Below are 19,649 nucleotides of genomic sequence, written 5' to 3' on the forward strand. Positions count from 1 at the left end.
GGCACGGTTCGCCCGCGGAGAGCGGTCGGCGCAAAGCACACCGGAACCAAGGAGAACGCCATGGCCCTGATCACCGAAATGCTCGAAAACCATCCCGCCGCCGGCCCCCGCACTTCCGATCCCCGCCTCCTAGTCGAGTGCCTACTGGCCTGTGGTGAATGCGCTTCCGTCTGCAATGCCTGCGCGGACGCCTGCCTGAGCGAGGAAATGGTGGGCGAGCTGGTCAGCTGCATCCGCACCGACCTGGACTGTGCCGAGATCTGCGCTGCCACGTCCGCAGTGCTGTCCCGAACCGGTGCCGCGGGGCCGGCGAGCGCCAGCCTGCTGCATGCCTGCATTGCAGCCTGCGCCGCGTGTGCCGAGGAATGCCAGCAGCACGCCGCCATGCACCAGCACTGCCGGATCTGCGCGGAGGCCTGCCGCCGTTGCATTAACGCCTGCGAAAAACTGCTGACTTCACGTGGTTAGTGCGCCAGCACCATTCCCCGGACATAGGCCGCCTGCCCCACGTGCTCAAGGCAGTCCGCCAAGGTGCTCACCAGCCGGACGCCCAGCGTAACCGGCGGATCCCAAGCCCGGTCCACGATCCGGCCCAGGTCCTCGCCGGATAGTCCCGAGACGAAGGCCTCGGTACGGGAATGCACGTCGTCGTAATAGCCCAGGAGCAGCTCCGCGGAATGCACCTGGACCAGCGCCACCTGCTCGGAAGTATGTCCGTAGCCCGTGTCCTCCACCGCCAGCGGGAGACCCACCCGTTTTGCCCAGCCGTCGGCGGTCCAGGACTGTTCCTGCCCGGCCACCTCGGCAATCTGGTGGTCCTCCACCCGGCTCAGGTGCCAGATCAGCCAGGCAATGGAGTTACCTTCCGGATAGGGGCGGTGGTTCAGTGCACCGGCGTCGAGATTGTTCACGGCCCTTCGGACTGCACCGGGGAGCCGTCCGAAGGCATCAACAAGAAGATCGCTTTCGTCCATCGCGCTGGCTCCCTCTGGGTTGGCGGCAGGGTTTCGCCATCGTTTCACGCCGGTCCGTGTCCGGGAAGAGTCCGTTTCCGGGCCGCAGCACAAAAATCGGGCCACGGACCGGTTCCATCCTCGGCGCGCAGTCCTAAAATGGCTCGCATGAGCTGGACAGATGAGCGTCCCGCATGGCTTCCGCCCATTCCATCGCCGCACCGCGGCCAGGCCCGGATTGTTCTGGGAATGATCCTGGTCTGCAGCACCATGTTGACCAGCCTCGTGGTCGCTGCCTTCGGTGCCCTGCTGAGCATGTACATCCTCTGGCCGCTCGCGGGCGGGCTGCTGCTGCTGACGTCCGGGCTGCTCAGCCGCCGCGGCGTGTAGCGGGGCGTCCCGCGGCTCCCGTCGCGTCTCCCGTCACGGCACGGCAGCGGCACGGCAGCGCAGGGCCGTGCGCGGCCGTGCGCTTAGGATTGGCCCATGACACCCCCTGAGCCAACCGGAGCCGGCTCCCAGTCCCAGACCCTCTCCCGCGGCATCCGCGCCCTGGAACTCCTCGCGGACGCGGAGAGCTCCCTGAGCATTGCCGAACTCTCCGAAGGGCTTGGCGTGCACCGCTCCATCGCCTACCGGATTCTGCGGACGCTGGAATCCCACTCCCTGGTGATGCGCGACGACGCCGGCCGGGTCTCGGCCGCACCGGGCCTCGCGGCGCTGGCCCGGGGCGTGTCACGGGACCTGCAGTCAGCGGCGCTGCCCGAGCTCAGCGCGCTGGCCAACGAGCTGTCCATGACGGCCTTCGTTGCCGTCTGGGACCGGCAGAACTGCGTAACCCTGATGACCGTGGAACCCACCCACAGCCGCACCGCCCTCATTCAACGCCCCGGCACCCGGCACTCCTTCACCGCCGGCGCTCCGGGGATCGCCATCCAGTCCGCCATGACCGAGGAACAGTGGGACCGGCTGGCCCCGGGGCAGAAGTACCGCAGCGAAAGCCGCATAGCCCGGGAGCGCGGCTACGCCGTCAGCCACAACGAGGTCATCGAAGGGGTCTCCGCCGTTGCCGCTCCCGTCACTGCCTCCGGCCAGCTGCCCGCCGCGGTCTCGGTGGTGTACTTCGGCGCCGGCAAGGACGAAGACGCCATGGGACTGCGGCTGGCCGAAACCGCCCGGCGGATCGAGGCGGCCCTCCGCTGAGTGCCGGGCAGGGGAATTTTAGGTAAGCATTATCTTGCTGGAAACTGCTCCGCGACCGGCTTAAAACTGAAGGCATGAGGAGCAAAGGACTATCCAGGATCCCGGATGCGGTGCGCCGTTATCCGCTGGTGTTCGCCACGCTGCTGGTCGGCCTGGCGGTCCTTGTCCTGCTCGCGGTCGACGCCGGTACCGCCGCGGCCTGGACGGCAAGCCTGTATGCAGGGGCAGTGGCGCTGCAGACCGCCGCGGGGATGGTCCGGAACATCCGTGCCGGCAACTGGGGTTTGGACATTCTGGCTGTCATGGCCATCCTCAGCACCATCGCCGTCGGCGAGTACCTGGCCGCGCTGATCATCGTGCTGATGCTCTCCGGCGGCGAGGCGCTGGAGGATTATGCCGCCGGCCGCGCCCGCAGCGAGCTGGATGCCCTGTTGGAGCGCGCACCCCAGCAGGCCCACCGGCTGGAAGCGGACGCCGTCGTCGATCTCGCCGCCACCGATGTCCGCCCCGGCGACATCCTGCTGGTCCGGCCCGCCGAACTGGTGCCCGTGGACGGCGTCCTGCTGGATCCGGCCGCGGAGTTCGACGAATCCTCACTCACGGGCGAATCCCTGCCCGCCCTGCGCAGCGCCGGGGAGACGGTGCTCAGCGGGTCGGTCAACGGCACCGCTGCCGTCCGCATCCGCGCCACGGCGACGACGGCGGACAGCCAGTACCAGCGGATTGTGGCCCTGGTGCAGGAGGCCGCGGCGACGCGGGCGCCCTTGGTGCGGTTGGCGGACCGGTACGCGCTGCCGTTCACCGGCCTCTCGCTGCTGATTGCCGGTGCTGCCTGGCTGGCCAGCGGCGATCCCGTCCGTTTCGCGGAGGTACTGGTCCTGGCCACGCCCTGTCCGTTGCTGATCGCCGCCCCGGTGGCCTTCATGGGCGGCATGAGCCGGGCTGCCCGGCACGGCATCATCGTCAAGGGCGGAGCAACCCTGGAACAGCTTGCCCGGATCCGCACGGCCGCCTTCGACAAGACCGGCACGCTGACCGCAGGCCGGCCGGAACTGGTGGCGGTGCATCCGCAGCCGCCGTTCACGGCGGACGAGCTGCTGGCCCTGGCTGCGTCCGCGGAGCAGTATTCCTCCCATGTGCTGGCCGCCGCAGTCCAGTCGGCGGCCACCGCACGGGGCCTGACCTTGCTGCCGGCCCACTACGCCTCGGAGGCGGCGACCAACGGGGTGGAAGCGCTGATCGGCGGCCGCAGGATCCGGGTAGGCAAGCAGAGGTTCATTGCCGCCACGGGCGCGGACCCGGCCGAACAGGCCCTGCAGCCCGGCGAGCTGGCGGTCTATGTAGGGGTGGAGGGCGGATTCGCCGGCACCCTGGTGCTTAGCGATACCGTGCGGCCCAATGCCGCGGCCACGCTGACGAAGCTGCGGCGGCTGGGAGTCCGGTCCGCGGTCATGCTCACCGGTGACGCCGCCGGAACCGCACGCAGCGTCGCCCACGAGCTGGGCATTACGCAGGTATCCGCCGGCCTGCTGCCTGCGGATAAGGTCCGGGCGGTCGCCGCCCTGCCCGGCCGGCCGGTCCTGATGGTGGGCGACGGCGTCAATGACGCTCCGGTGCTGGCGGCGGCCGACGTCGGCATTGCCATGGGTGCCAGGGGATCCACCGCGGCGGGCGAGTCCGCCGACGCGGTGATTGCTGCCGACGACCTCTCCCGCGTAGCCGTCGCCGTCGACATCGGCCAGCACACGCTTCGGGTGGCGCTGCAGAGCATCCGGCTCGGCATCGCGCTGAGCCTGGTCCTGATGCTGGTGGCAGCGTTCGGGTACATTCCGGCGGTCGCCGGAGCCCTGACCCAGGAATTGGTGGATTTGGCTGCCATCCTCAATGCCCTGCGTGCCCTGCACGGGCCGGGACACCGCCCCGCTCGCGGCACCGAGCGGCACAAGGACCGGCGGGCAGGGATAATGGGCAGTGGCCGCCGCCCGGTGCCCGGCCGATAACGGGTTTTTCGGTTTAGACGCTAGGGGAATGTCCATGACGTTGGTCGACAATGCGGTGTATGTGAACGGCAAGCGCCACCATGACCCGGATAGCCTGGATGAAACGTTCGAGCTGACCCGCAGTTCCGGCGGCATGGCCTGGATCGGCCTGTACCGCCCGGACGAGGTGGAGCTGCTGGCCGTGGCCGAGGAATTCGGCTTGAACCTGCTGATTGTCGAAGACGCCCTGGCCGGTCACCAGCGCTCCAAGCTGGAACAGTACGGTGACCAGCTGTTCCTGGTGCTCCGGCCAGCCCGCTACCTGGACGACGTCGAACGCGTGGAGTTCGGTGAGCTGCACCTGTTTGTGGGGCCCAACTTCGTGGTGACCGTCCGGCACGCCGAATCCCCGGACCTGGCCCGCGTCCGCAAGCGGCTGGAACAGGAACCGGACCTGCTGGCGCTTGGACCGCAGGCGGTGCTCTACGCGGTGCTGGACCAGGTGGTGGATGAATACGCTCCCGTGGCGGCCGGGCTGGAAAACGACATCGACGAGATTGAGGACCAGCTGTTCGGCGGCGACGCCGAGGTGTCCCGCCGCATCTACGAACTCTCCCGCGAGGTCATCCAGTTCCACCGTGCCATCAGTCCGTTGGAAAGCGTGGTGGGCGAACTGCGCCAGAATGCGGACCAGTACGGCATCCCGGCCGACCTGCATGACAACCTCGGGGACGTGATGGACCACGTGCTGCGCCTGATCGACCGGGTCAACGCCTACCGCGCCATTCTGGACAACGCACTCACCCTCTCCTCCACGCTCGCCTCCAACCGGCTGGCGGAGACCAGCATTGAACAGAACGAACAGGTGAAGCGGATTTCGTCCTGGGCAGCCATCCTCTTTGCCCCCACCCTCGTAGGCACCATTTACGGCATGAACTTTGAAGACATGCCCGAACTCGGATGGGAATTCGGGTATCCGCTGGCCATCCTGGCGATGTTCGGGATGGGCTTCATCCTGTACGTGACCTTCAAGCGGAACAAGTGGCTCTGATGCGGCTGCTGCTCCCCGTGCTGGCGGGAGCGCTGCTGCTGAGCGCCTGCGGGAACGACGCCGGCGCGTCCCCGGATCCCGGGGAAAGCGGCGGGAGTTCGGCAGCGGATGTCACCGGCACGTGGGGCGACGTCGATAATCCGGACGCACCGTCTCTGGACTTCAGCCCCGACGGGCGGGTCAGCGGCACGGACGGCTGCAACCGTTTGATGGGCCACTGGAGCATCTCCGGCAGCCACGTCACCCTCCGGGACATGGCAACCACCCTGATGGCCTGCCCGCCGGGAATGGACACCTGGCTCGCCGCGGGTGCCGCTGCCGACGTCGACGGCGGCACCCTGCGGATCTATGATCAGGCCGGCACCGAAATCGGCGTCCTGGAACGGTAGGTTCGCTAGTGCCGGGACCGCTGCTTCGGTGAGCCCTCCACGTGCAGGTCGTTGCCCTTGGTTTCCTTCACCATGGACACGGCCACAAAGGACACCACGCACAGCACCATGATGTAGAGGCCGATGGACGGCGACCAGCCGGTCTCGTTCAGCAGCGCCTGCGCAATGGTCGGCGCGAAAGCCCCGCCCAGGATGGCCCCGAGTGCGTACCCGATGGAGACACCCGAGTACCGCACCCGGGCCGGGAACATCTCGGCGTACATGGCCGACTGCGGACCGTAGGACAGGCCCAGGCCGATGGTCAGGACGAAAATCGCCACCGCGAACAGAACAATGTTGGTGGTGTCTATGAGCAGGAACATCGGGACCGACCACAGGAACACCCAGGCGTAGCCGATCTGGAAGGTGCGGACCCGGCCTATCCGGTCGGAAAGGATCCCGCCGTAGAGCGTGAAGATCAGCCAGCCGAAGGATCCCAGCGTGGTGGCCAGCAGCACCGAGGGCCGGTCCATTCCCAGCCCGCCCGCGTCCGGCTTACCGGTGGCGTACGAGGCGAAGAAGGCGATGACCAGGTACCCGGCCGCATTGTTGGCGATGAAGATCAATGCACTGAGGATCACCTCGCGGCTGTTGTACCGGAACAGCTGGCTCAACGGCGCGGAGGATTCCTTCTTCCGCTCCTGGATCTCCTTGAAAACAGGGCTCTCCGCCACCGAGCGGCGGATGAAGTAGCCGACGATGATCAGCACCACCGAGACCAGGAACGGGATCCGCCAGCCCCAGGCCAGGAAGTCCTCCTCGCTCAGGCTCGTGCTCAGCACGTACATCACGAACGTCGCCAGGATCATGCCCACCGGCACGCCGATCTGCGGGTACGCGCCGAAGAGCCCGCGCTTGCCCACCGGTGCGTGTTCCACCGACAGCAGGGCGGCCCCGCCCCACTCTCCGCCGGCGGAGAAGCCCTGCATAATGCGCAGCACAATCAGCAGGATCGGACCGGCGACGCCGATCTGTGCGTAGGTAGGCACCACGCCGATCAGGGCGGTCGAGATCCCCATCATGACCAGCGTGAAGACCAGCATTTTCTTCCGGCCGATCCGGTCCCCCAGGTGCCCGGCGACGACGGCGCCCAGGGGGCGGAATAGGAAGCTGATGCCGATGGTGGCAAAGGAGACCACCTGTCCCAGCGGGCCGTCGTTGATGGGGCCGAAATACAGGGTGGCCAGCACCAGGCCGGCTGCCTGGGCGTAAATGAAGAAGTCGTACCACTCGATGGTGGTGCCGACCAGGGTTCCGGCGAGGACCTTGCGTTCCTCCCGGCTCATCCGGCCGGAAGAGGGCGCGGCGGACGCGGCATTGACGCTCATCTAAAACTCCATTGTTTTGAGACGGACAGTTTTGAGACGGACAGTGGAAAACGGATCCGGTCCCCGCAGCCGGATGCAGGCATCGTACGCCCGCCACCGGCGTCGTGACCCTTATTCAGACCGGCGAGTTTCAGGACATCGAAGATTCCACCGCGCCGGACCGCCGCCGTCATTCTCCTTGCCGCCGGGCAGCAGGAAACCGGGCGGAGACTCTGCGGCTCCGCCCGGATTTGGCAGGGGTTGGTTATTCCTTGTTCAGCTTGTCCTGCACCGCTCCTGCCGCCTTCTCGACCGGGTTGGGTACGTCCGTGGTGCCGTAGTACCGCGCGTCCGGGCGGGTGGGCGGCGGCATCGGGGCCGTTGTGGTGGGGCCGTCGTGGTAGCTGAATTCTCCCTTGCCGTCCGGCGTCGGACCCTTGGCCCAGGAGCCTTCCTTCGCATGCTCCCCGTCGGAGAAGTTCAGGTACTGGTAGGACACCTCGCGGTGTTCCTTGTTGAGCGGGAAGTTGCTGGGTACCGGTAGCTGTTCCATGTTCTCCGCCTGAAGTTCCAGTGCCGCGGTGGTCCACTGGTTCTGGTGCATGGTGTCCCGGGCCAGCAGGAACGCCAGCAGGTCCCGCACCCCGTGGTCATCGGTCATATGGTAGAGCCGGGCAACGGCAAGGCGGCCCTGCATTTCGATGTTGGCGTTGGACGTAAAGTCCGCCAGCATATTGCCGCTGGCCGTGACGTAGCCGCCGGACCAGGGGTTGCCGTTGCTGTCCGCGGGGCGGGCACCGGCACCGGCCACGATGGCCTGCTGCACATCCATGCCGCCCACCACCGCTGCGACCGTGGGGTCGTTCTGGACGGCGTCGCCGGTAATCCCCAGCGGAGCCTTTTCCAGCAGCTGCGCAATCATGATGGCCAGCATTTCCACGTGGCCCATTTCTTCTGCGGCAATGCCGTACAGCAGGTCCCGGTATTTGCCCGGGATGTGCGCATTCCAGGACTGGAAGCCGTACTGCATGGCTACGGTGATTTCGCCGTACTGTCCCCCCAGGGCCTCTTGTAGCTTCCGGGCAAACACGGCATCGGGCTGATCCGGCGTGGACTTGAACTGGAGTTCCTGTTTGTGGAAAAACATGCATTCCTCCGCACCTTATGGACCGGCACCGAAGTGGGCGTTCCCTCTGGCGGAATGCCGTGGCCGGTCACGGTGTTTCCAACGTAGACCCGTGCCCGACCCCGCGGAAGAGTGGGCAGGACACTTGCCGGACGCAGGTGGCAACCGTGCCGTTTTCCTCCCGGGTAATCGGCCGATGCCCGGGTAGTGTCCTTGGCATGGTCTCCCAGGAACATCCCGACACCCCCGCCTCCGCCCCCGCCGGCCCGGATGCGGACCCCGCACCGGACGTCACCGATGACTTCGCGGTGCGGCGGCACACCCTGCCCTCGGGCCTGGCGTACACCACCACCACCGGACGGTTGGTGTTCCGCAAGGAAGAAGTCAGCGACGGGAAGTCGGACGGCTTCCGGCCCAAGGCGGAGATTTTCCTGGTTGCCTACACGGCGGATGCTCCGGAGACCGGTCCCAACCGGCGTCCGGTGGTGTTTGCCTTCAACGGCGGGCCGGGCTCCTCCTCCGTCTGGCTGCACATGGGGCTACTGGGCCCGCGGATGGTGGACTCGGGCGACGCCGGTTCGCTGACCCCTCCCCCGTTCGGTCTGGTGGACAACCCGCAGACACTGCTGGAGCACGCGGACCTGGTCCTGATCGATCCGGTGAACACCGGCTTCTCCCGCGTGGTGAACGGCAACGACGCCGCGGAGTTTCACGGATTCGAGGAGGACCGGGACCTGGTGGCCGAGGTGATCCGGCTCTGGACCACGCGCAACAACCGCTGGCTGAGCCCGAAGTACCTGGTGGGTGAGTCCTACGGCACGCTGCGCGCAGTGGCCGTGGCCGGGAAGCTGTTCGACGCCTACGGACTGGCAGTCAACGGTCTGGGCCTCATTTCGACGGTCCTGAACCTGGCCACCCTGGATTTCGCGCCGGGGCGGGACACCCCCTATGCACTGCATCTGCCGACCTACGCCGCCATCGCGCACTTCCACGGCCGGCTTCCGGGCCGTGAGCTGGCCGACGTCGTCCGCGAAGCCGAAGCCTACGCCGCCCGGGAGTACGGGTACGCGCTGACCCAGGGGGCCCGGCTGAGCGCGGAGGAGTACGACGACGTCGTCGCCCGCCTCGCCGCGATCACCACCCTGAGCGAGGGCTTCATCCGCCGTACCAACCTGCGCTGGGACTACGCCATGTTTTCCGCGGAGCTGCTGCGGGACCAGAACCTGGCGGTGGGGCGTATCGACGGCCGGTTCACCGCCGCGCCGGCGCACCAGCAGGACTGGATCAACTGGGACGACCCCAGCCTGGTAGCCATCAACGGCCCCTATTCCGCGGCCATCAACCACTATGTCCGCGCCGAGCTCGGCTACGAGAACGATCTCCCCTACGAAATCCTCAGCGGGCGGGTCCAGCCGTGGAGCTACAAGACCTTCGAGGGCGTGCCCGTGGATGTCACCGGCACGCTGGAACGGCTGCTGGTGCACAACCCGGCGCTGCGCGTGCACGTGGACTACGGCTATTACGACGGCGCCACGCCGCATTTCGCCGCGGAGTACGTGTGGGCGCACATGCGGCTGAGCGATGAAGCACGGTCCCGGTTCACGCACCACTACTACGAGGCCGGGCACATGATGTACGTGAACCCCGGCTGCCGTGCCGACCAGCTGCGGAACCTCGCGGGGTTCGTGACGGAGGGCTAGGGTTCAGCCGCGGGGCGGTGCTGTATCAGCTCCGCATTGCTGGCTTACGCTCCGCATTGCTTTCTTGCCGTCCGCATTGCTGGCTTACCGGGTGCAGTGCTGGCTTACCGGGTGGCGAAGTGCAGCCAGACAGCCCCGCCCCAGAGTCCGCCGGCGGTCAGCGCCAGCGCCAGTTCGGCCAGGATGCCAATGCCCATGGCCTTCAGGGTTGCCACACTGGAGGACCAGGCGGTGGGCAGGTCCCGCTTGCGCAGCCACTCACTGAGCAGCAGGCCGACGGCGAATCCGATGAACAGGCCCACGGCAGGAATGGTGAACATGCCGACGATGCCCACGGCCACACCCGCCACGACGGAGCGCTTGGGGATTTCCCGTTCCTTGAGCCGCCGTCCGGTGAGGAAGGCGCTGGAGAGCATACCGGCGATCAGGAGCACCGCCCCGATCCCGAAGGCCCACCAGGCCGGCGCGCTCTGCACTCCGAGGGCCCAGCCCAGCAGGGCGATGATGATCAGGATGCTGCCCGGCAGCACGGGCACCACAATGCCGATCAGGCCCACGGCGATCACCAGGGCTGCAGCAATGGTTACAAGAAGGTCGGGGTCCATTCCCCTAGTGTTCCACCAGCTGTCTACTCCCCCCGTATTTGCCCGGCCGGGGCGGTTCGGCCTTGGCGATTCTGCTGCCGGTTGGGGAAATCCCTCCGCTGCGCAGTGGCAGGGATTTCCCAAACCGGTCGGTTTTTCCCAAATCGGAGCGTTTACCCGGCCCGCCGGGCCCGAAATCCCCGGCGTGGCTCGGACCGCCGGGTGGAGAAACTACTAAGGATGCTTATAAGGTGGCATCTTCAGCCCGATTCACCGGACGGAAAACAGGAGAGCAGTAAATGAGCACCGAACCAGGGAACACAAACGCTTCCAACACCGGACGCGGAGCCTCTGAGGGCGGCCCGTTCCGGGACCGGTCCGATCGTCCGGCACCCGTCGACGACAGCCAGGCCGTTCCCGTGGACGGACACCGGGAGGACACGGCGACCCGGGCCATGGACACCGACACGGCTTCCTCTCCGTCGCACTCCTCCGGACGCCGCTCGGGCAGCCATGCCGCCGAACCGGTAGCGGGCACCGCGAACGACGACGCCGCCGGCCGCACGATGCCGGTCTCCGATTCCCGTTCGGACTCCGAAGATACGCGTACCCGGGTCGCCCCGGTCACCGCCACCCGCTCCGCTGACACCGACGGCACCGGCGAGCACCGCGGCGCAACATCGGTATCCGCCGTGCGTGACCACCGCGACGCTGACACCACCCGCAACTCGGACCGCGACGTCGAGAACCGGCACGCCACGAACGCCGGCGACACGACGGATGATCGACGCGACGGCCTCGACGACCGGAACGATGACCGCGGCGTCGTACGCGACCACGACCGGGACGGCCGAATTGATGACCGTGACGCGATGCACACCCGCGAGGCAGCACTGCCCAACCGCGAGGCACTGTTGGCCCGGGAGAAGGAACGCTTCGGCGGCTTCAAGTTCGGTGCAGCGTTCTTCGGCTGGCTGACCGCTACCGGAATGGTGGTGCTGCTTTCGGCACTGGCTGCGGCGATCGGCGCTGCCGTGGGCCTTTCGGCTGAAACCAACCTGGGCCAGGCGCTGGAATCTGCAGCAGCCAACCAGTCCGCCGGGATCATCGGAGCGATCATCATGCTCCTGGTACTGCTGCTCTCCTACTTTGCCGGCGGATACGTCGCCGGCCGCATGGCCCGCTTCAACGGCGCCAAGCAGGGCCTGGCCGTATGGCTGTGGGCGCTGGTGGCGGCCGCCGTCGTCATCGTCCTGGGCCTGATCTTCGGCAACGATATCCGCAGCATCAGCCAGCTGAACTCGGTTGCACCGCTGCCCGAAAACCTGGAAGGGATGGACGCCGGCACCTGGATCGCCGTCGCTGCCAGCCTTGTGGCCACCCTGCTCGGCGCCATCCTGGGCGGCCTGGCCGGTATGCGTTACCACCGTCGCATTGACCGTGCCGACTTCCGCACGGAAGAAACCGTCGCCCGCTAAGACGGTCCTTCGGCTTCTGCGGCCGCTGCAACCTCCGGTTTCCGGGAGTTGCGGCGGCCGTTTTTGTTGGTTCGGGTTCCCCCATGCGCACGACGTCCCACGATCCGGTACTCCTGTGGCCCCTGGGACCGCACAAGCCACAACGGCACCAAAGCGTGGGATGCTGTGTCCGCCGCGGCGCGCTCCGAGCACGACGTCCCACGATCCGGTACTCCTGTGGCTCCTGTGACCCCACCAGGAACACCAGCACCAAAGCGTGGGATGCTGTGTCGGCCAGGGTGCCCGGCAAGCAGGAATTGGTGCCGGACGGCTTAAACAAACTGAGGCCCCGCAGATGCGGGGCCTCAGTTCTAACGGGATGAAACCGCAGACGTTACGGGGACGGGGTGCCGCCGTTGACGTTCAGGGTTTCGCCGATGACGTAGCTGGATTCCGGCGACGCCAGGAAGACGTAGGCCGGGGCCAGTTCGGTGGGCTGGCCCGCACGGCCCAGCGGGGTGCTCTGGCCGAACTCCGTCAGCGCTTCCTTCTGCTGTCCGTCGGACGGCTGCAGCGGGGTCCAGAACGGACCCGGTGCCACGGCGTTCACGCGGATTCCCTTGGGTGCAAGCTGCTGGCCAAGGCCCTTGGTGAAGTTGTTGATGGCAGCCTTGGTGCTGGCGTAGTCCAGCAGGTCAGCGGACGGCTCGTAGGCCTGGATCGAGGTGGTGTTGATGATGCTCGATCCGGCCGGCAGGTGCTTCAGCGCGGCCTTCGTAACCCGGAAGAACGAGTAGATGTTGGTCTTGAACGTGTGGTCCAGCTGCTCGTCGGAGAGATCCTCGAGGTTCTCCACGGCAATCTGCTTGCCCGCGTTGTTGACCAGGATGTCCAGCCCGCCCAGGGCCGAAACGGCGTCCTCGACCAGCTGGCGGCAGTACTCGGGATCCTTGAGATCACCGGGAAGCCGCACCAGCTTACGGCCGGTCTTCTCGACCACCTCGGCAATGTGCTGGGCGTCCGGCTCCTCCTCGGGAAGGTAGGAGATGGCAACGTCTGCGCCCTCGCGGGCGAAGGCGATGGCCACTGCCGCGCCGATGCCGGAATCGCCGCCGGTAATGAGCGCCTTGCGGCCTTCCAGACGTCCAGTGCCGCGGTAGGTGTCCTCGCCGTGGTCCACATGCGGGGTCATGTCCTTGTCCAGGCCGGGCTCCGGCTGGTCCTGGATGGGCGGGGCGATGGACGGGTAGCGGTCCACGGGGTTCTGGAAGGTGTACTGGTCCGACTTGTTGCCGTTTGTCATAGAAGTTCCCACTTTCGGTAGGTCAGTCCATTCGGGCGGTCCGGTTAGGGCCGCCGTAAAAGGCGGGCGCTCACGCTAAGTAAGCATGCTTATTACCCTATGCCCGATTAGCGGTTCCGCTCAAGTCCGCGGTTCCGCCGCACAAATCGCCGCTGCTCTGGCCCTGCCAGCTGCCGGGGGCGCAAACTGCTGCATATCCAACTGCCTTGGAAGGAACATCATGACTGAGGGAACCCGGAAGCGGATTGTCGTTGGCGTGGACGGCTCGGAGGAGTCACTGGAGGCGCTCCGCCTGGCCCGTCGCCTGGCTGACCTGCTGGACTGCCGCATTGATGCCATCACGGTGTGGGAGTATCCGGCAATGCTGGCCACACCGTTCCCCACCGCCGAATGGTCGCCGCGGGTGGAAGCCGAGCGGGGCCTGGCCGAGGCGGTGGAAGCGGCCTTCGAAGGTAAGGGCGCTCCGGACGGTCTAACCCAGTCAGCGGTGGCCGGGCAGACCGCCGGGGTGTTGATGGAAGCCAGCCGCGGGGCCGAGATGCTGGTGGTGGGCAACCGCGGGCGCGGCGGTTTTGCCGGGCTGCTGCTCGGTTCCGTCAGCACCACTGTGGCCGCGCACGCCTACTGCCCGGTGCTGATCGCCCGTCCCCACCGGGATTGAGCCCTGCCGGCGCGCACGCGAGGAGCGGGCGACGACGGCGGCCCGGTCCTCGCGTCGCACCGGGAATCCCGGGGCCGGACCGGAACTAGCGGTGCGCCGGAACCCGGCGCAGCAGGATGCCGGCACCGACGGCGGCAACCACCATGGTGACCAGGCCGATCAGCGAGGTGATGTTGACGCCGGAATCGAAGGCCGCCTGCGCGGAATGCAGCAGTGCCGAGGCGGCCTCCGTAGGCAGGTCCCGGGCCGCCTCGACGGCGCCGCCAAGGGTTTCCCCGGCCGAAGCCGTCTGCTCAGGGGTCAAGCCGCCCGGAACGGAAACGCCGTTGCGGTAGGCAGCGGTCAGGATGCTGCCCAGGACGGCAGTGCCCAGGACGGATCCGATCTCATAGGCCGTTTCGGAAATGGCCGAGGCGGATCCGGCACGGGACGGCGGAACGCTGGCCAGGATCAGGTCATTGGAAATGGTTTCCGCGGCTCCCACGCCCACGCCCAGCAGCAGGAACGCGACAACCAGTTCGAGCACGGTCACCGACTCCCCCGCGGCAAAAACCAGGGCGTAGCCCCCTCCGTTGAAGAGCAGCCCGCCGGCCACCACAACCGCGGGGCGGACCCGCTTCACCAGGGGCACCACGGCCAGGCCGGTGATGATGGTCAACACCAGGCCGGGGAGCATGGTCAGGCCCGCTTCGATGGGCGTCTGCCCCACCACGAGCTGCAGGTGCTGGGAGAGGAAGAAGATGAAGCCGACCATCGCGAACAGGCTGAGCAGGTTCGCGGCGATGGAGCCGCTGAAGACCGGATTCCGGAACAGCCGGACGTCGAGCATCGGCTTTTCCCGCGACAGCTGCCGGCGGACAAACAGGAAGCCCAGCACCACGCCGGCGGCGATGAACGGCAAGCCGGCCGCGGCGCCGTCGTGCGCGAACTCCTTGATGCCGTAGGTGACCGAGAGCATGGCGCCCATAACCAGGACGACGCCGAGAATGTCGACGGCGCCGGGGCTGGGGTCCTTGGACTCGGGCAGCAGCATCGGGGCGAAGATCAGGAGCGGCAGCAGCACCGGGATGGACAGCAGGAACACCGAACCCCACCAGAAGTGCTCGAGCAGCACGCCGCCCACGATCGGGCCGAGGGCCGCGCCGCCGGAGAAGCCGGCCGCCCAGATGGCCACCGCGATCCGGCGCTGGGACGGGTCGGTGAAGATGTTGCGGATCAGCGACAGGGTGGCGGGCATCAGCATGGCGCCGAACACACCCATCAGGGCGCGGGCCACGATAAGCAGTGCGGCGGAGGGTGCAAATGCGGCCACGAGGGAGAAGACGCCGAAGCCCACGCTGCCGATCATCAGCAGGCGGAGCCGGCCGATCCGGTCGCCGAGGCTGCCCATGGGCACCAGCAGGCCGGCCAGGACCAGGGCGTAGACGTCCACGATCCACAACAGTTCGACGCCGGTGGGGGCCAGCGCCTGCGAGAGCGACGGGATGGCGAAGCTCAGGACGTTGTTGTCGATGGAGATGAGCAGAACGGGCAGCATCAGGACTGCGAGCCCCCACCATTCGCGCGTTCCTGCACGCGTAACTGCGGGTTTTTCCTGGACCGCCAGCACGGCTTCCTCCTTCTGGAACTGCGTTAGGGATTTATAACGGGAAATACCCGAATAACTACTGTACCGTCTAGACTGTACGGTGGCGAATCTGCAGCTGTTTCCTCCGCTGATGGCGTAGCGTAAAAGCATGCCCAACTCTCGTCCCGCCCGGGACCGCATCCTTGATGCCTATGAGGAGCTCCTCATCAACGAAGGCCCCCGCGGCGCCACCCTGGATGCCGTCGTCGCGCGCGCCGAGGTTTCCAAAGGCGGCCTGCTCTATCACTTCAAGAACAAGGAAGCGATGGCCGGCGCACTGATCGAAAAGCTCCGCGGTCTCGCCGCGGCAGACCTGCAGACCATGCGCGAGGATCCGGAAGGGCCGGCGCGGTATCTGGTCCGCAGCTCCGTTTACGTCGGCAGCGAGCTGGACCGGGCACTGATCGGCGTCGTCCGCCTGGCGCAGGCATCCGACCCCGTGGCCTCGGAGCTGCTGCAGGACATCCACCGCAGCTGGTTCGATCTGGTCCATGACGAGGTGGGCGATCCGGGCATTGCCCGTGCCATCACCCTGCTGGCCGACGGGTTGTATTACAACGAGGGCCTGCCCGGCGGCTGGCCGCAGGCCACCCGCGACAGCCGCGCACATTCCGTCTCCGACCTGCTGGAAATCGTGGACATCCTGAAATCCCACGCCCAGCAGGCGCAGACGTAACCTCCGGCACCCGGCGGTGTCCGGCGCGGAATTCCCCGCGGCTTGGGAAGAACCCTGCGGTTTGTGACAATCCCTGCGCCGCGCAACGCTGGGATCCGGACAAACTGCAGGGATCCGGACAAACCGAGGGCCGGCTGACGTCCAACGATCGGCGTGGCAGGATGATTCGCTGCTATGCCGTCTGTCACAGTGGTGCCATGAATACAAGCACAGCTGACCTGTACGACGAACGCGGCGACGAACTGGCGTCGGTGTCCCTGCAGTTCCAGGACCTGGGCGGCCATGTGGGCTTCACCGGCCCCATCCGCACCGTCCGCTGTCTGGAGGACAACGGCATCATCAAGTCCCTGCTGAACTCCCCCGGCGAGGGCGCGGTATTGGTGGTCGACGGCGCCGGGTCGCTGAACACCGCCCTGATGGGGGACCTGATTGCCGGGGCCGCCGTGGAGAACGGCTGGGCCGGCGTCGTCATCAACGGCGCCATCCGTGACCGCGCCGCCGTCGCCAAGCTGCCGCTGGGTGTGAAGGCGCTGGGCTCGAATCCGCGCAAGAGCGCCAAAAACTCTGTCGGCGAGGTGGATGTGCACGTAGAGTTCGGCGGCGTCACCTTCCGTCCCGGCGCAACGCTCTACGCCGACGAGGACGGGATCCTCGTCGAACCCTAGGAGTCCCCATGGCCAACGTCCTGCTCTTCCACCACGCGCTCGGCCTGACCTCCGGCATGGATGCCTTCGCCGACGTCCTGCGCGAAGCAGGCCACACGGTGACGGTGCCCGATCTCTATGACGGGCGCATCTTCACCGATCTGAAGGACGGGGTGGCCTATGCCCAGGAGATCGGCATGGACACCATCGAAGAGCTCGGCGTCAGTATTGCGAACCGGTTCCCTGCGGAAATGGTCTATATCGGCTTCTCGCTCGGCGTGATCCCGGCGCAGGGGCTGGCGCAGACCCGGCCCGGTGCCCGTGGCGCGGTGCTGGTCAGCGGCTGCATCCCGCTTGGCGCCTTCGCCGACACATGGCCGGACGGCGTGCCGGTGCAGATCCACGGCATGGACGCCGATGAGGAATTCGTGGACAGCGGGGACCTCGACGCCGCGGAGAACCTGGCCGCGTCCACACCGGACGCCGAGCTCTTCCTTTACATGGGAGCGTCACACCTGTTCGCGGACATCAGCCAGCCGGATTACGACATGGACGCCGCGTTCACCCTCACCCGGCTGGTGCTGCAGCTGCTGGAGCGGGCAGACAAACCGGCTTAGGCGTTCCAGAGGCCGTAGGAGTCCGCCAGCGAGGATATCTTCTGGGCGCGGGCCAGACGCGGCAGGTAGGAGCCGTCGCCCACCACGGCGCCGGCAGCGTGCGCTTCCAGCAGCTCGTGGGCCCAGGTGATTTCGGATTCGCTCGGCGAGAGGCCCTGGTTGATGAAGTCCGTGGCCTCGGGCATCAGGCACAGCTTGCCGGTCATGCCCATGCTCTGGGTGACCTTGCAGGCGTCCAGCAGCTTCTCGCCCAGCGCGCCGACGGTGGGACCGTCGATGGGGCCGGGGAGCTGGCCGACACGGGAAGCGACCACGAGCTTGGATCGGGCGTAGGCCAGGGCCATCGGATCATCCGAGGCGCCGGTGTCGCGGCGGAAATCGCCGACGCCGAACGCGAGGCGGAACGTGCCCGGCGCGCTGGCGATAGCGGTGGCGTTTTCAATGCCGAGGGCGGATTCAACGAGAGCGAGCACCGGGGTGCCGGCCTGCAGCCGCATGGCCGTGTGGGTGACCTGCTCGGGCTTCTCGGTCATCGCGAGCATCACGCCGCGCAGGCCCGGGGCCTTGGACAGGGCGGCGAGGTCATCGGCCCAGTAGTCGGTTTCAATGCCGTTGACGCGCACCCAGGCCGTCATGCCGGTGGACAGTGCCTCGACGACTCGTTCGCGGGCCTCCGCCTTGCCGCCCGCCGGAACAGCGTCTTCCATGTCGAAGACCACGGAATCGGCCTCGGACGCCAGCGCCGGTGCAAAGTTCGCTTCGTCTGCGGCGGATGCCAGCAGCCAGGAACGGGACAGTTTTGCGGGGAGTGCAGCAGCGCGGCTGTTTCGGAAGGGGGCCATACAGAAGACATTACTTTCAGGGTCGGCGGTTGCGTAAATGCGACGGGCGTCATGTGGGCACCGTCACCTAAACCGTCCCCGGCTACGCCTCGCCCCGGCGCAGCAGCCGGCCGGCAGGGACGGCAGGGTCGACGTCGACGCCGGCCAGCAGCGTCCGCCGCACGACGCCGGTGAGCTGCTTCCCCGCGTACGGCGTGACCGGATTCTTATGCTGCAGGGCGGCCGGATCCACGGTGAAGGTGTCTCCGGCCGCAAAGACCGCGAAGTCGGCGTCCTTGCCCGGCGCAATGCCGCCCTTCCGATCCAGTCCGGCCAGCGCCGCCGGCGCCGCGGACATCCAGTGCAGCACCCGCTCCAGCGGAATTCCCCGGGTGCGGGCCTCGGTCCAGATCAGCGGCAGGCCCAGCTGCAGCGAGGACACCCCGCCCCAGGCGACGCCGAAGTCCCCGCGCACCAGGTCCTTCAGGTCCTGGGTGCTGGGCGAGTGGTCCGAGACAATGCAGTCGATGGTTCCGTCCGTCAGTCCGGCCCAGAGCTGTTCCCGGTTCGCGTCTTCACGGATGGGCGGGCAGCATTTGAACGCCGTGGCGCCGTCGGGAATCTCCTCGGCGGTCAGGGTCAGGTAGTGCGGGCAGGTCTCGGCGGTGAGGCGGACGCCGTCGTCCTTCGCCGCGCGGATCAGGGGCAGCGCCTCGGCGGAGGACAGGTGCAGGATGTGTGCCCGCGCCCCGGTGCGCCGTGCCGCCTCGATGACCTGTCCGACGGCGGTGTTCTCCGCTTCCGGCGGCCGCGAGGCGAGGAAGCCGGCGTACCGCGAGCCGGCAGGGGTGTCGCGGATCTTGCCCGGGTCTTCGGCGTGGACAATCAGCAGGGCGTCGAAGGTCTTCAGTTCGGCGAGGACGGTTTCCATTTCCGCCGGTTCCAGGTGCGGGAATTCGTCGACGCCGGAGTGGACCAGGAAGCATTTGAAGCCGAACACGCCGGCGTCATGCAGGGGACGCAGCTCGGCTTCGTTTCCGGGAATCGCGCCGCCCCAGAATCCGACGTCAACGGCGGCCTGCGGCTCGGCGCAGGCCCGCTTGGTCTCCAGCGCCTCCACGTTCACCGTGGGCGGGATGCTGTTCAGCGGCATGTCGATCAGCGTGGTGACTCCGCCGGCCGCGGCCGCCCGGGTGGCCGACGCGAATCCCTCCCACTCGGTGCGGCCCGGCTCGTTCACATGGACATGGGTGTCCACCAGTCCGGGCAGCAGCGTTTCATCCTCGGCGAGCTCCAGCAGCCGCTCCCCTTCCAGCCCGGTGCCCAGCGGGACGACCGCGGCAATCGAGCCGTTCCGCACGGCCACTTCCGCCGGGGCAATCCCTTCCGGGGTGAGGACGGCATTGCCGCGGATCACCAGGTCGTAGCGGTCGGCCTCCGGTGTCGCGGCGGGCGACTCCGCCGGTGTCGCGCCGGGCGCCGCAGCCTCCGCGTCCGAATCCGCGTCCGAAT

General features: G+C 67.4%; 20 protein-coding genes. 12 read left to right on the top strand and 8 right to left on the bottom strand.

What is annotated here, in order from left to right; genetic code table 11:
• Positions 1-60 precede the first annotated feature (60 nt).
• Positions 61-468 (top strand): four-helix bundle copper-binding protein, encoded by a 408-nt coding sequence (locus LOC56_RS04095; protein ID WP_229950733.1) that lies wholly within the window; start codon positions 61-63, stop codon positions 466-468.
• On the opposite strand, the gene LOC56_RS04100 is transcribed toward LOC56_RS04095, so the two are convergent.
• On the bottom strand, positions 465-974 hold the full coding sequence (locus LOC56_RS04100; RefSeq protein ID WP_229950735.1) for a mycothiol transferase: 510 nt from the start codon (positions 972-974) through the stop codon (positions 465-467). The genes LOC56_RS04095 and LOC56_RS04100 overlap by 4 nt on opposite strands.
• A 147-nt stretch (positions 975-1,121) precedes the next feature.
• Here LOC56_RS04100 and LOC56_RS04105 point away from each other — a divergent pair, with 147 nt between their 5' ends.
• The 5 genes from LOC56_RS04105 (at position 1,122) to LOC56_RS04125 (ending at position 5,575) form a co-directional block, all read left to right on the top strand.
• Entirely contained in the window at positions 1,122-1,343 is a 222-nt protein-coding gene (locus LOC56_RS04105) for a hypothetical protein (RefSeq protein WP_229950736.1), read from the top strand.
• A gap of 96 nt (positions 1,344-1,439) precedes the next feature.
• On the top strand, positions 1,440-2,156 hold the full coding sequence (locus LOC56_RS04110) for an IclR family transcriptional regulator (protein WP_229950739.1): 717 nt from the start codon (positions 1,440-1,442) through the stop codon (positions 2,154-2,156).
• 74 nt (positions 2,157-2,230) lie between these two features.
• On the top strand, positions 2,231-4,156 hold the full coding sequence (locus tag LOC56_RS04115; protein ID WP_229950741.1) for a heavy metal translocating P-type ATPase: 1,926 nt from the start codon (positions 2,231-2,233) through the stop codon (positions 4,154-4,156).
• 34 nt (positions 4,157-4,190) lie between these two features.
• On the top strand, positions 4,191-5,186 hold the full coding sequence (locus LOC56_RS04120; RefSeq protein WP_229951504.1) for a magnesium and cobalt transport protein CorA: 996 nt from the start codon (positions 4,191-4,193) through the stop codon (positions 5,184-5,186).
• Complete coding sequence (locus LOC56_RS04125; protein WP_229951505.1) at positions 5,186-5,575, top strand: META domain-containing protein; 390 nt, start codon at positions 5,186-5,188, stop codon at positions 5,573-5,575. Before LOC56_RS04120 ends, LOC56_RS04125 begins: the two co-directional genes overlap by 1 nt.
• Before the next feature lie 5 nt (positions 5,576-5,580).
• Here the strand turns inward: LOC56_RS04125 and LOC56_RS04130 are convergent, their stop codons facing one another.
• Complete coding sequence (locus LOC56_RS04130) at positions 5,581-6,942, bottom strand: MFS transporter (protein ID WP_229950742.1); 1,362 nt, start codon at positions 6,940-6,942, stop codon at positions 5,581-5,583.
• 244 nt (positions 6,943-7,186) lie between these two features.
• Positions 7,187-8,068: a manganese catalase family protein gene (locus tag LOC56_RS04135; RefSeq protein ID WP_229950744.1), complete on the bottom strand. Its 882-nt coding sequence runs from the start codon at positions 8,066-8,068 to the stop codon at positions 7,187-7,189.
• Between the two features lie 197 nt (positions 8,069-8,265).
• Here LOC56_RS04135 and LOC56_RS04140 point away from each other — a divergent pair, with 197 nt between their 5' ends.
• Complete coding sequence (locus tag LOC56_RS04140) at positions 8,266-9,747, top strand: S10 family peptidase (protein WP_229950746.1); 1,482 nt, start codon at positions 8,266-8,268, stop codon at positions 9,745-9,747.
• A 104-nt stretch (positions 9,748-9,851) separates the two neighbouring features.
• Here the strand turns inward: LOC56_RS04140 and LOC56_RS04145 are convergent, their stop codons facing one another.
• Positions 9,852-10,352: a DUF456 domain-containing protein gene (locus LOC56_RS04145; RefSeq protein ID WP_229950747.1), complete on the bottom strand. Its 501-nt coding sequence runs from the start codon at positions 10,350-10,352 to the stop codon at positions 9,852-9,854.
• Between the two features lie 278 nt (positions 10,353-10,630).
• On the opposite strand from LOC56_RS04145, the gene LOC56_RS04150 reads away from it, so the two are divergent.
• Positions 10,631-11,809: a hypothetical protein gene (locus LOC56_RS04150; RefSeq protein WP_229950749.1), complete on the top strand. Its 1,179-nt coding sequence runs from the start codon at positions 10,631-10,633 to the stop codon at positions 11,807-11,809.
• A gap of 373 nt (positions 11,810-12,182) precedes the next feature.
• Here LOC56_RS04150 and LOC56_RS04155 read toward each other — a convergent pair whose 3' ends face one another.
• Positions 12,183-13,091 (bottom strand): SDR family oxidoreductase, encoded by a 909-nt coding sequence (locus LOC56_RS04155; protein WP_229950751.1) that lies wholly within the window; start codon positions 13,089-13,091, stop codon positions 12,183-12,185.
• Positions 13,092-13,311: 220 nt separating this feature from the next.
• Here LOC56_RS04155 and LOC56_RS04160 point away from each other — a divergent pair, with 220 nt between their 5' ends.
• Positions 13,312-13,752 carry a universal stress protein gene (locus tag LOC56_RS04160; protein WP_229950753.1) on the top strand — a complete coding sequence of 147 codons (441 nt, stop codon included), beginning with the start codon at positions 13,312-13,314 and terminating at the stop codon, positions 13,750-13,752.
• A gap of 85 nt (positions 13,753-13,837) precedes the next feature.
• Here the strand turns inward: LOC56_RS04160 and LOC56_RS04165 are convergent, their stop codons facing one another.
• On the bottom strand, positions 13,838-15,361 hold the full coding sequence (locus tag LOC56_RS04165; protein WP_229950756.1) for an MFS transporter: 1,524 nt from the start codon (positions 15,359-15,361) through the stop codon (positions 13,838-13,840).
• 127 nt (positions 15,362-15,488) lie between these two features.
• Here LOC56_RS04165 and LOC56_RS04170 point away from each other — a divergent pair, with 127 nt between their 5' ends.
• From LOC56_RS04170 to LOC56_RS04180, 3 genes are all read left to right on the top strand, one after another.
• The gene (locus LOC56_RS04170) at positions 15,489-16,055 is read left to right on the top strand and encodes a TetR/AcrR family transcriptional regulator (RefSeq protein WP_229950758.1); all 567 of its coding nucleotides are present in this window, start codon (positions 15,489-15,491) and stop codon (positions 16,053-16,055) included.
• A gap of 197 nt (positions 16,056-16,252) precedes the next feature.
• Positions 16,253-16,720: a ribonuclease E activity regulator RraA gene (gene rraA / locus LOC56_RS04175; protein ID WP_229950760.1), complete on the top strand. Its 468-nt coding sequence runs from the start codon at positions 16,253-16,255 to the stop codon at positions 16,718-16,720.
• 8 nt (positions 16,721-16,728) lie between these two features.
• A complete protein-coding gene (locus tag LOC56_RS04180) occupies positions 16,729-17,316 on the top strand; it encodes a dienelactone hydrolase family protein (protein ID WP_229950762.1) in 588 nt (195 codons plus the stop codon).
• Here the strand turns inward: LOC56_RS04180 and LOC56_RS04185 are convergent.
• Both LOC56_RS04185 and allB read right to left on the bottom strand, forming a co-directional pair.
• Positions 17,313-18,158: an HpcH/HpaI aldolase/citrate lyase family protein gene (locus LOC56_RS04185; protein ID WP_229950764.1), complete on the bottom strand. Its 846-nt coding sequence runs from the start codon at positions 18,156-18,158 to the stop codon at positions 17,313-17,315. The two genes, LOC56_RS04180 and LOC56_RS04185, sit on opposite strands and share 4 nt — an antisense overlap.
• A gap of 82 nt (positions 18,159-18,240) precedes the next feature.
• Positions 18,241-19,557 carry an allantoinase AllB gene (gene allB, locus LOC56_RS04190; protein ID WP_229951506.1) on the bottom strand — a complete coding sequence of 439 codons (1,317 nt, stop codon included), beginning with the start codon at positions 19,555-19,557 and terminating at the stop codon, positions 18,241-18,243.
• Positions 19,558-19,649 lie beyond the last annotated feature (92 nt).

The organism is Arthrobacter sp. zg-Y179 (assembly GCF_020907345.1).
GTDB classification, from domain to species: Bacteria; Actinomycetota; Actinomycetes; order Actinomycetales; family Micrococcaceae; genus Arthrobacter_B; species Arthrobacter_B jinronghuae.

Bases quoted from the DNA above. Each gene is read 5' to 3' on its own strand.
- LOC56_RS04125 (WP_229951505.1), top strand. From the start codon at position 5,186: ATGCGGCTGCTGCTCCCCGTGCTGGCGGGAGCGCTGCTGCTGAGCGCC.
- LOC56_RS04095 (WP_229950733.1), top strand. From the start codon at position 61: ATGGCCCTGATCACCGAAATGCTCGAAAACCATCCCGCCGCCGGCCCC.
- LOC56_RS04140 (WP_229950746.1), top strand. From the start codon at position 8,266: ATGGTCTCCCAGGAACATCCCGACACCCCCGCCTCCGCCCCCGCCGGC.
- LOC56_RS04160 (WP_229950753.1), top strand. From the start codon at position 13,312: ATGACTGAGGGAACCCGGAAGCGGATTGTCGTTGGCGTGGACGGCTCG.
- rraA (WP_229950760.1), top strand. From the start codon at position 16,253: ATGAATACAAGCACAGCTGACCTGTACGACGAACGCGGCGACGAACTG.
- LOC56_RS04115 (WP_229950741.1), top strand. From the start codon at position 2,231: ATGAGGAGCAAAGGACTATCCAGGATCCCGGATGCGGTGCGCCGTTAT.
- LOC56_RS04135 (WP_229950744.1), bottom strand. From the start codon at position 8,068: ATGTTTTTCCACAAACAGGAACTCCAGTTCAAGTCCACGCCGGATCAG.
- LOC56_RS04100 (WP_229950735.1), bottom strand. From the start codon at position 974: ATGGACGAAAGCGATCTTCTTGTTGATGCCTTCGGACGGCTCCCCGGT.
- LOC56_RS04185 (WP_229950764.1), bottom strand. From the start codon at position 18,158: ATGGCCCCCTTCCGAAACAGCCGCGCTGCTGCACTCCCCGCAAAACTG.
- LOC56_RS04120 (WP_229951504.1), top strand. From the start codon at position 4,191: ATGACGTTGGTCGACAATGCGGTGTATGTGAACGGCAAGCGCCACCAT.
- LOC56_RS04110 (WP_229950739.1), top strand. From the start codon at position 1,440: ATGACACCCCCTGAGCCAACCGGAGCCGGCTCCCAGTCCCAGACCCTC.
- LOC56_RS04155 (WP_229950751.1), bottom strand. From the start codon at position 13,091: ATGACAAACGGCAACAAGTCGGACCAGTACACCTTCCAGAACCCCGTG.
- LOC56_RS04145 (WP_229950747.1), bottom strand. From the start codon at position 10,352: ATGGACCCCGACCTTCTTGTAACCATTGCTGCAGCCCTGGTGATCGCC.
- LOC56_RS04150 (WP_229950749.1), top strand. From the start codon at position 10,631: ATGAGCACCGAACCAGGGAACACAAACGCTTCCAACACCGGACGCGGA.
- LOC56_RS04105 (WP_229950736.1), top strand. From the start codon at position 1,122: ATGAGCTGGACAGATGAGCGTCCCGCATGGCTTCCGCCCATTCCATCG.
- LOC56_RS04170 (WP_229950758.1), top strand. From the start codon at position 15,489: ATGCCCAACTCTCGTCCCGCCCGGGACCGCATCCTTGATGCCTATGAG.
- LOC56_RS04180 (WP_229950762.1), top strand. From the start codon at position 16,729: ATGGCCAACGTCCTGCTCTTCCACCACGCGCTCGGCCTGACCTCCGGC.
- LOC56_RS04130 (WP_229950742.1), bottom strand. From the start codon at position 6,942: ATGAGCGTCAATGCCGCGTCCGCCGCGCCCTCTTCCGGCCGGATGAGC.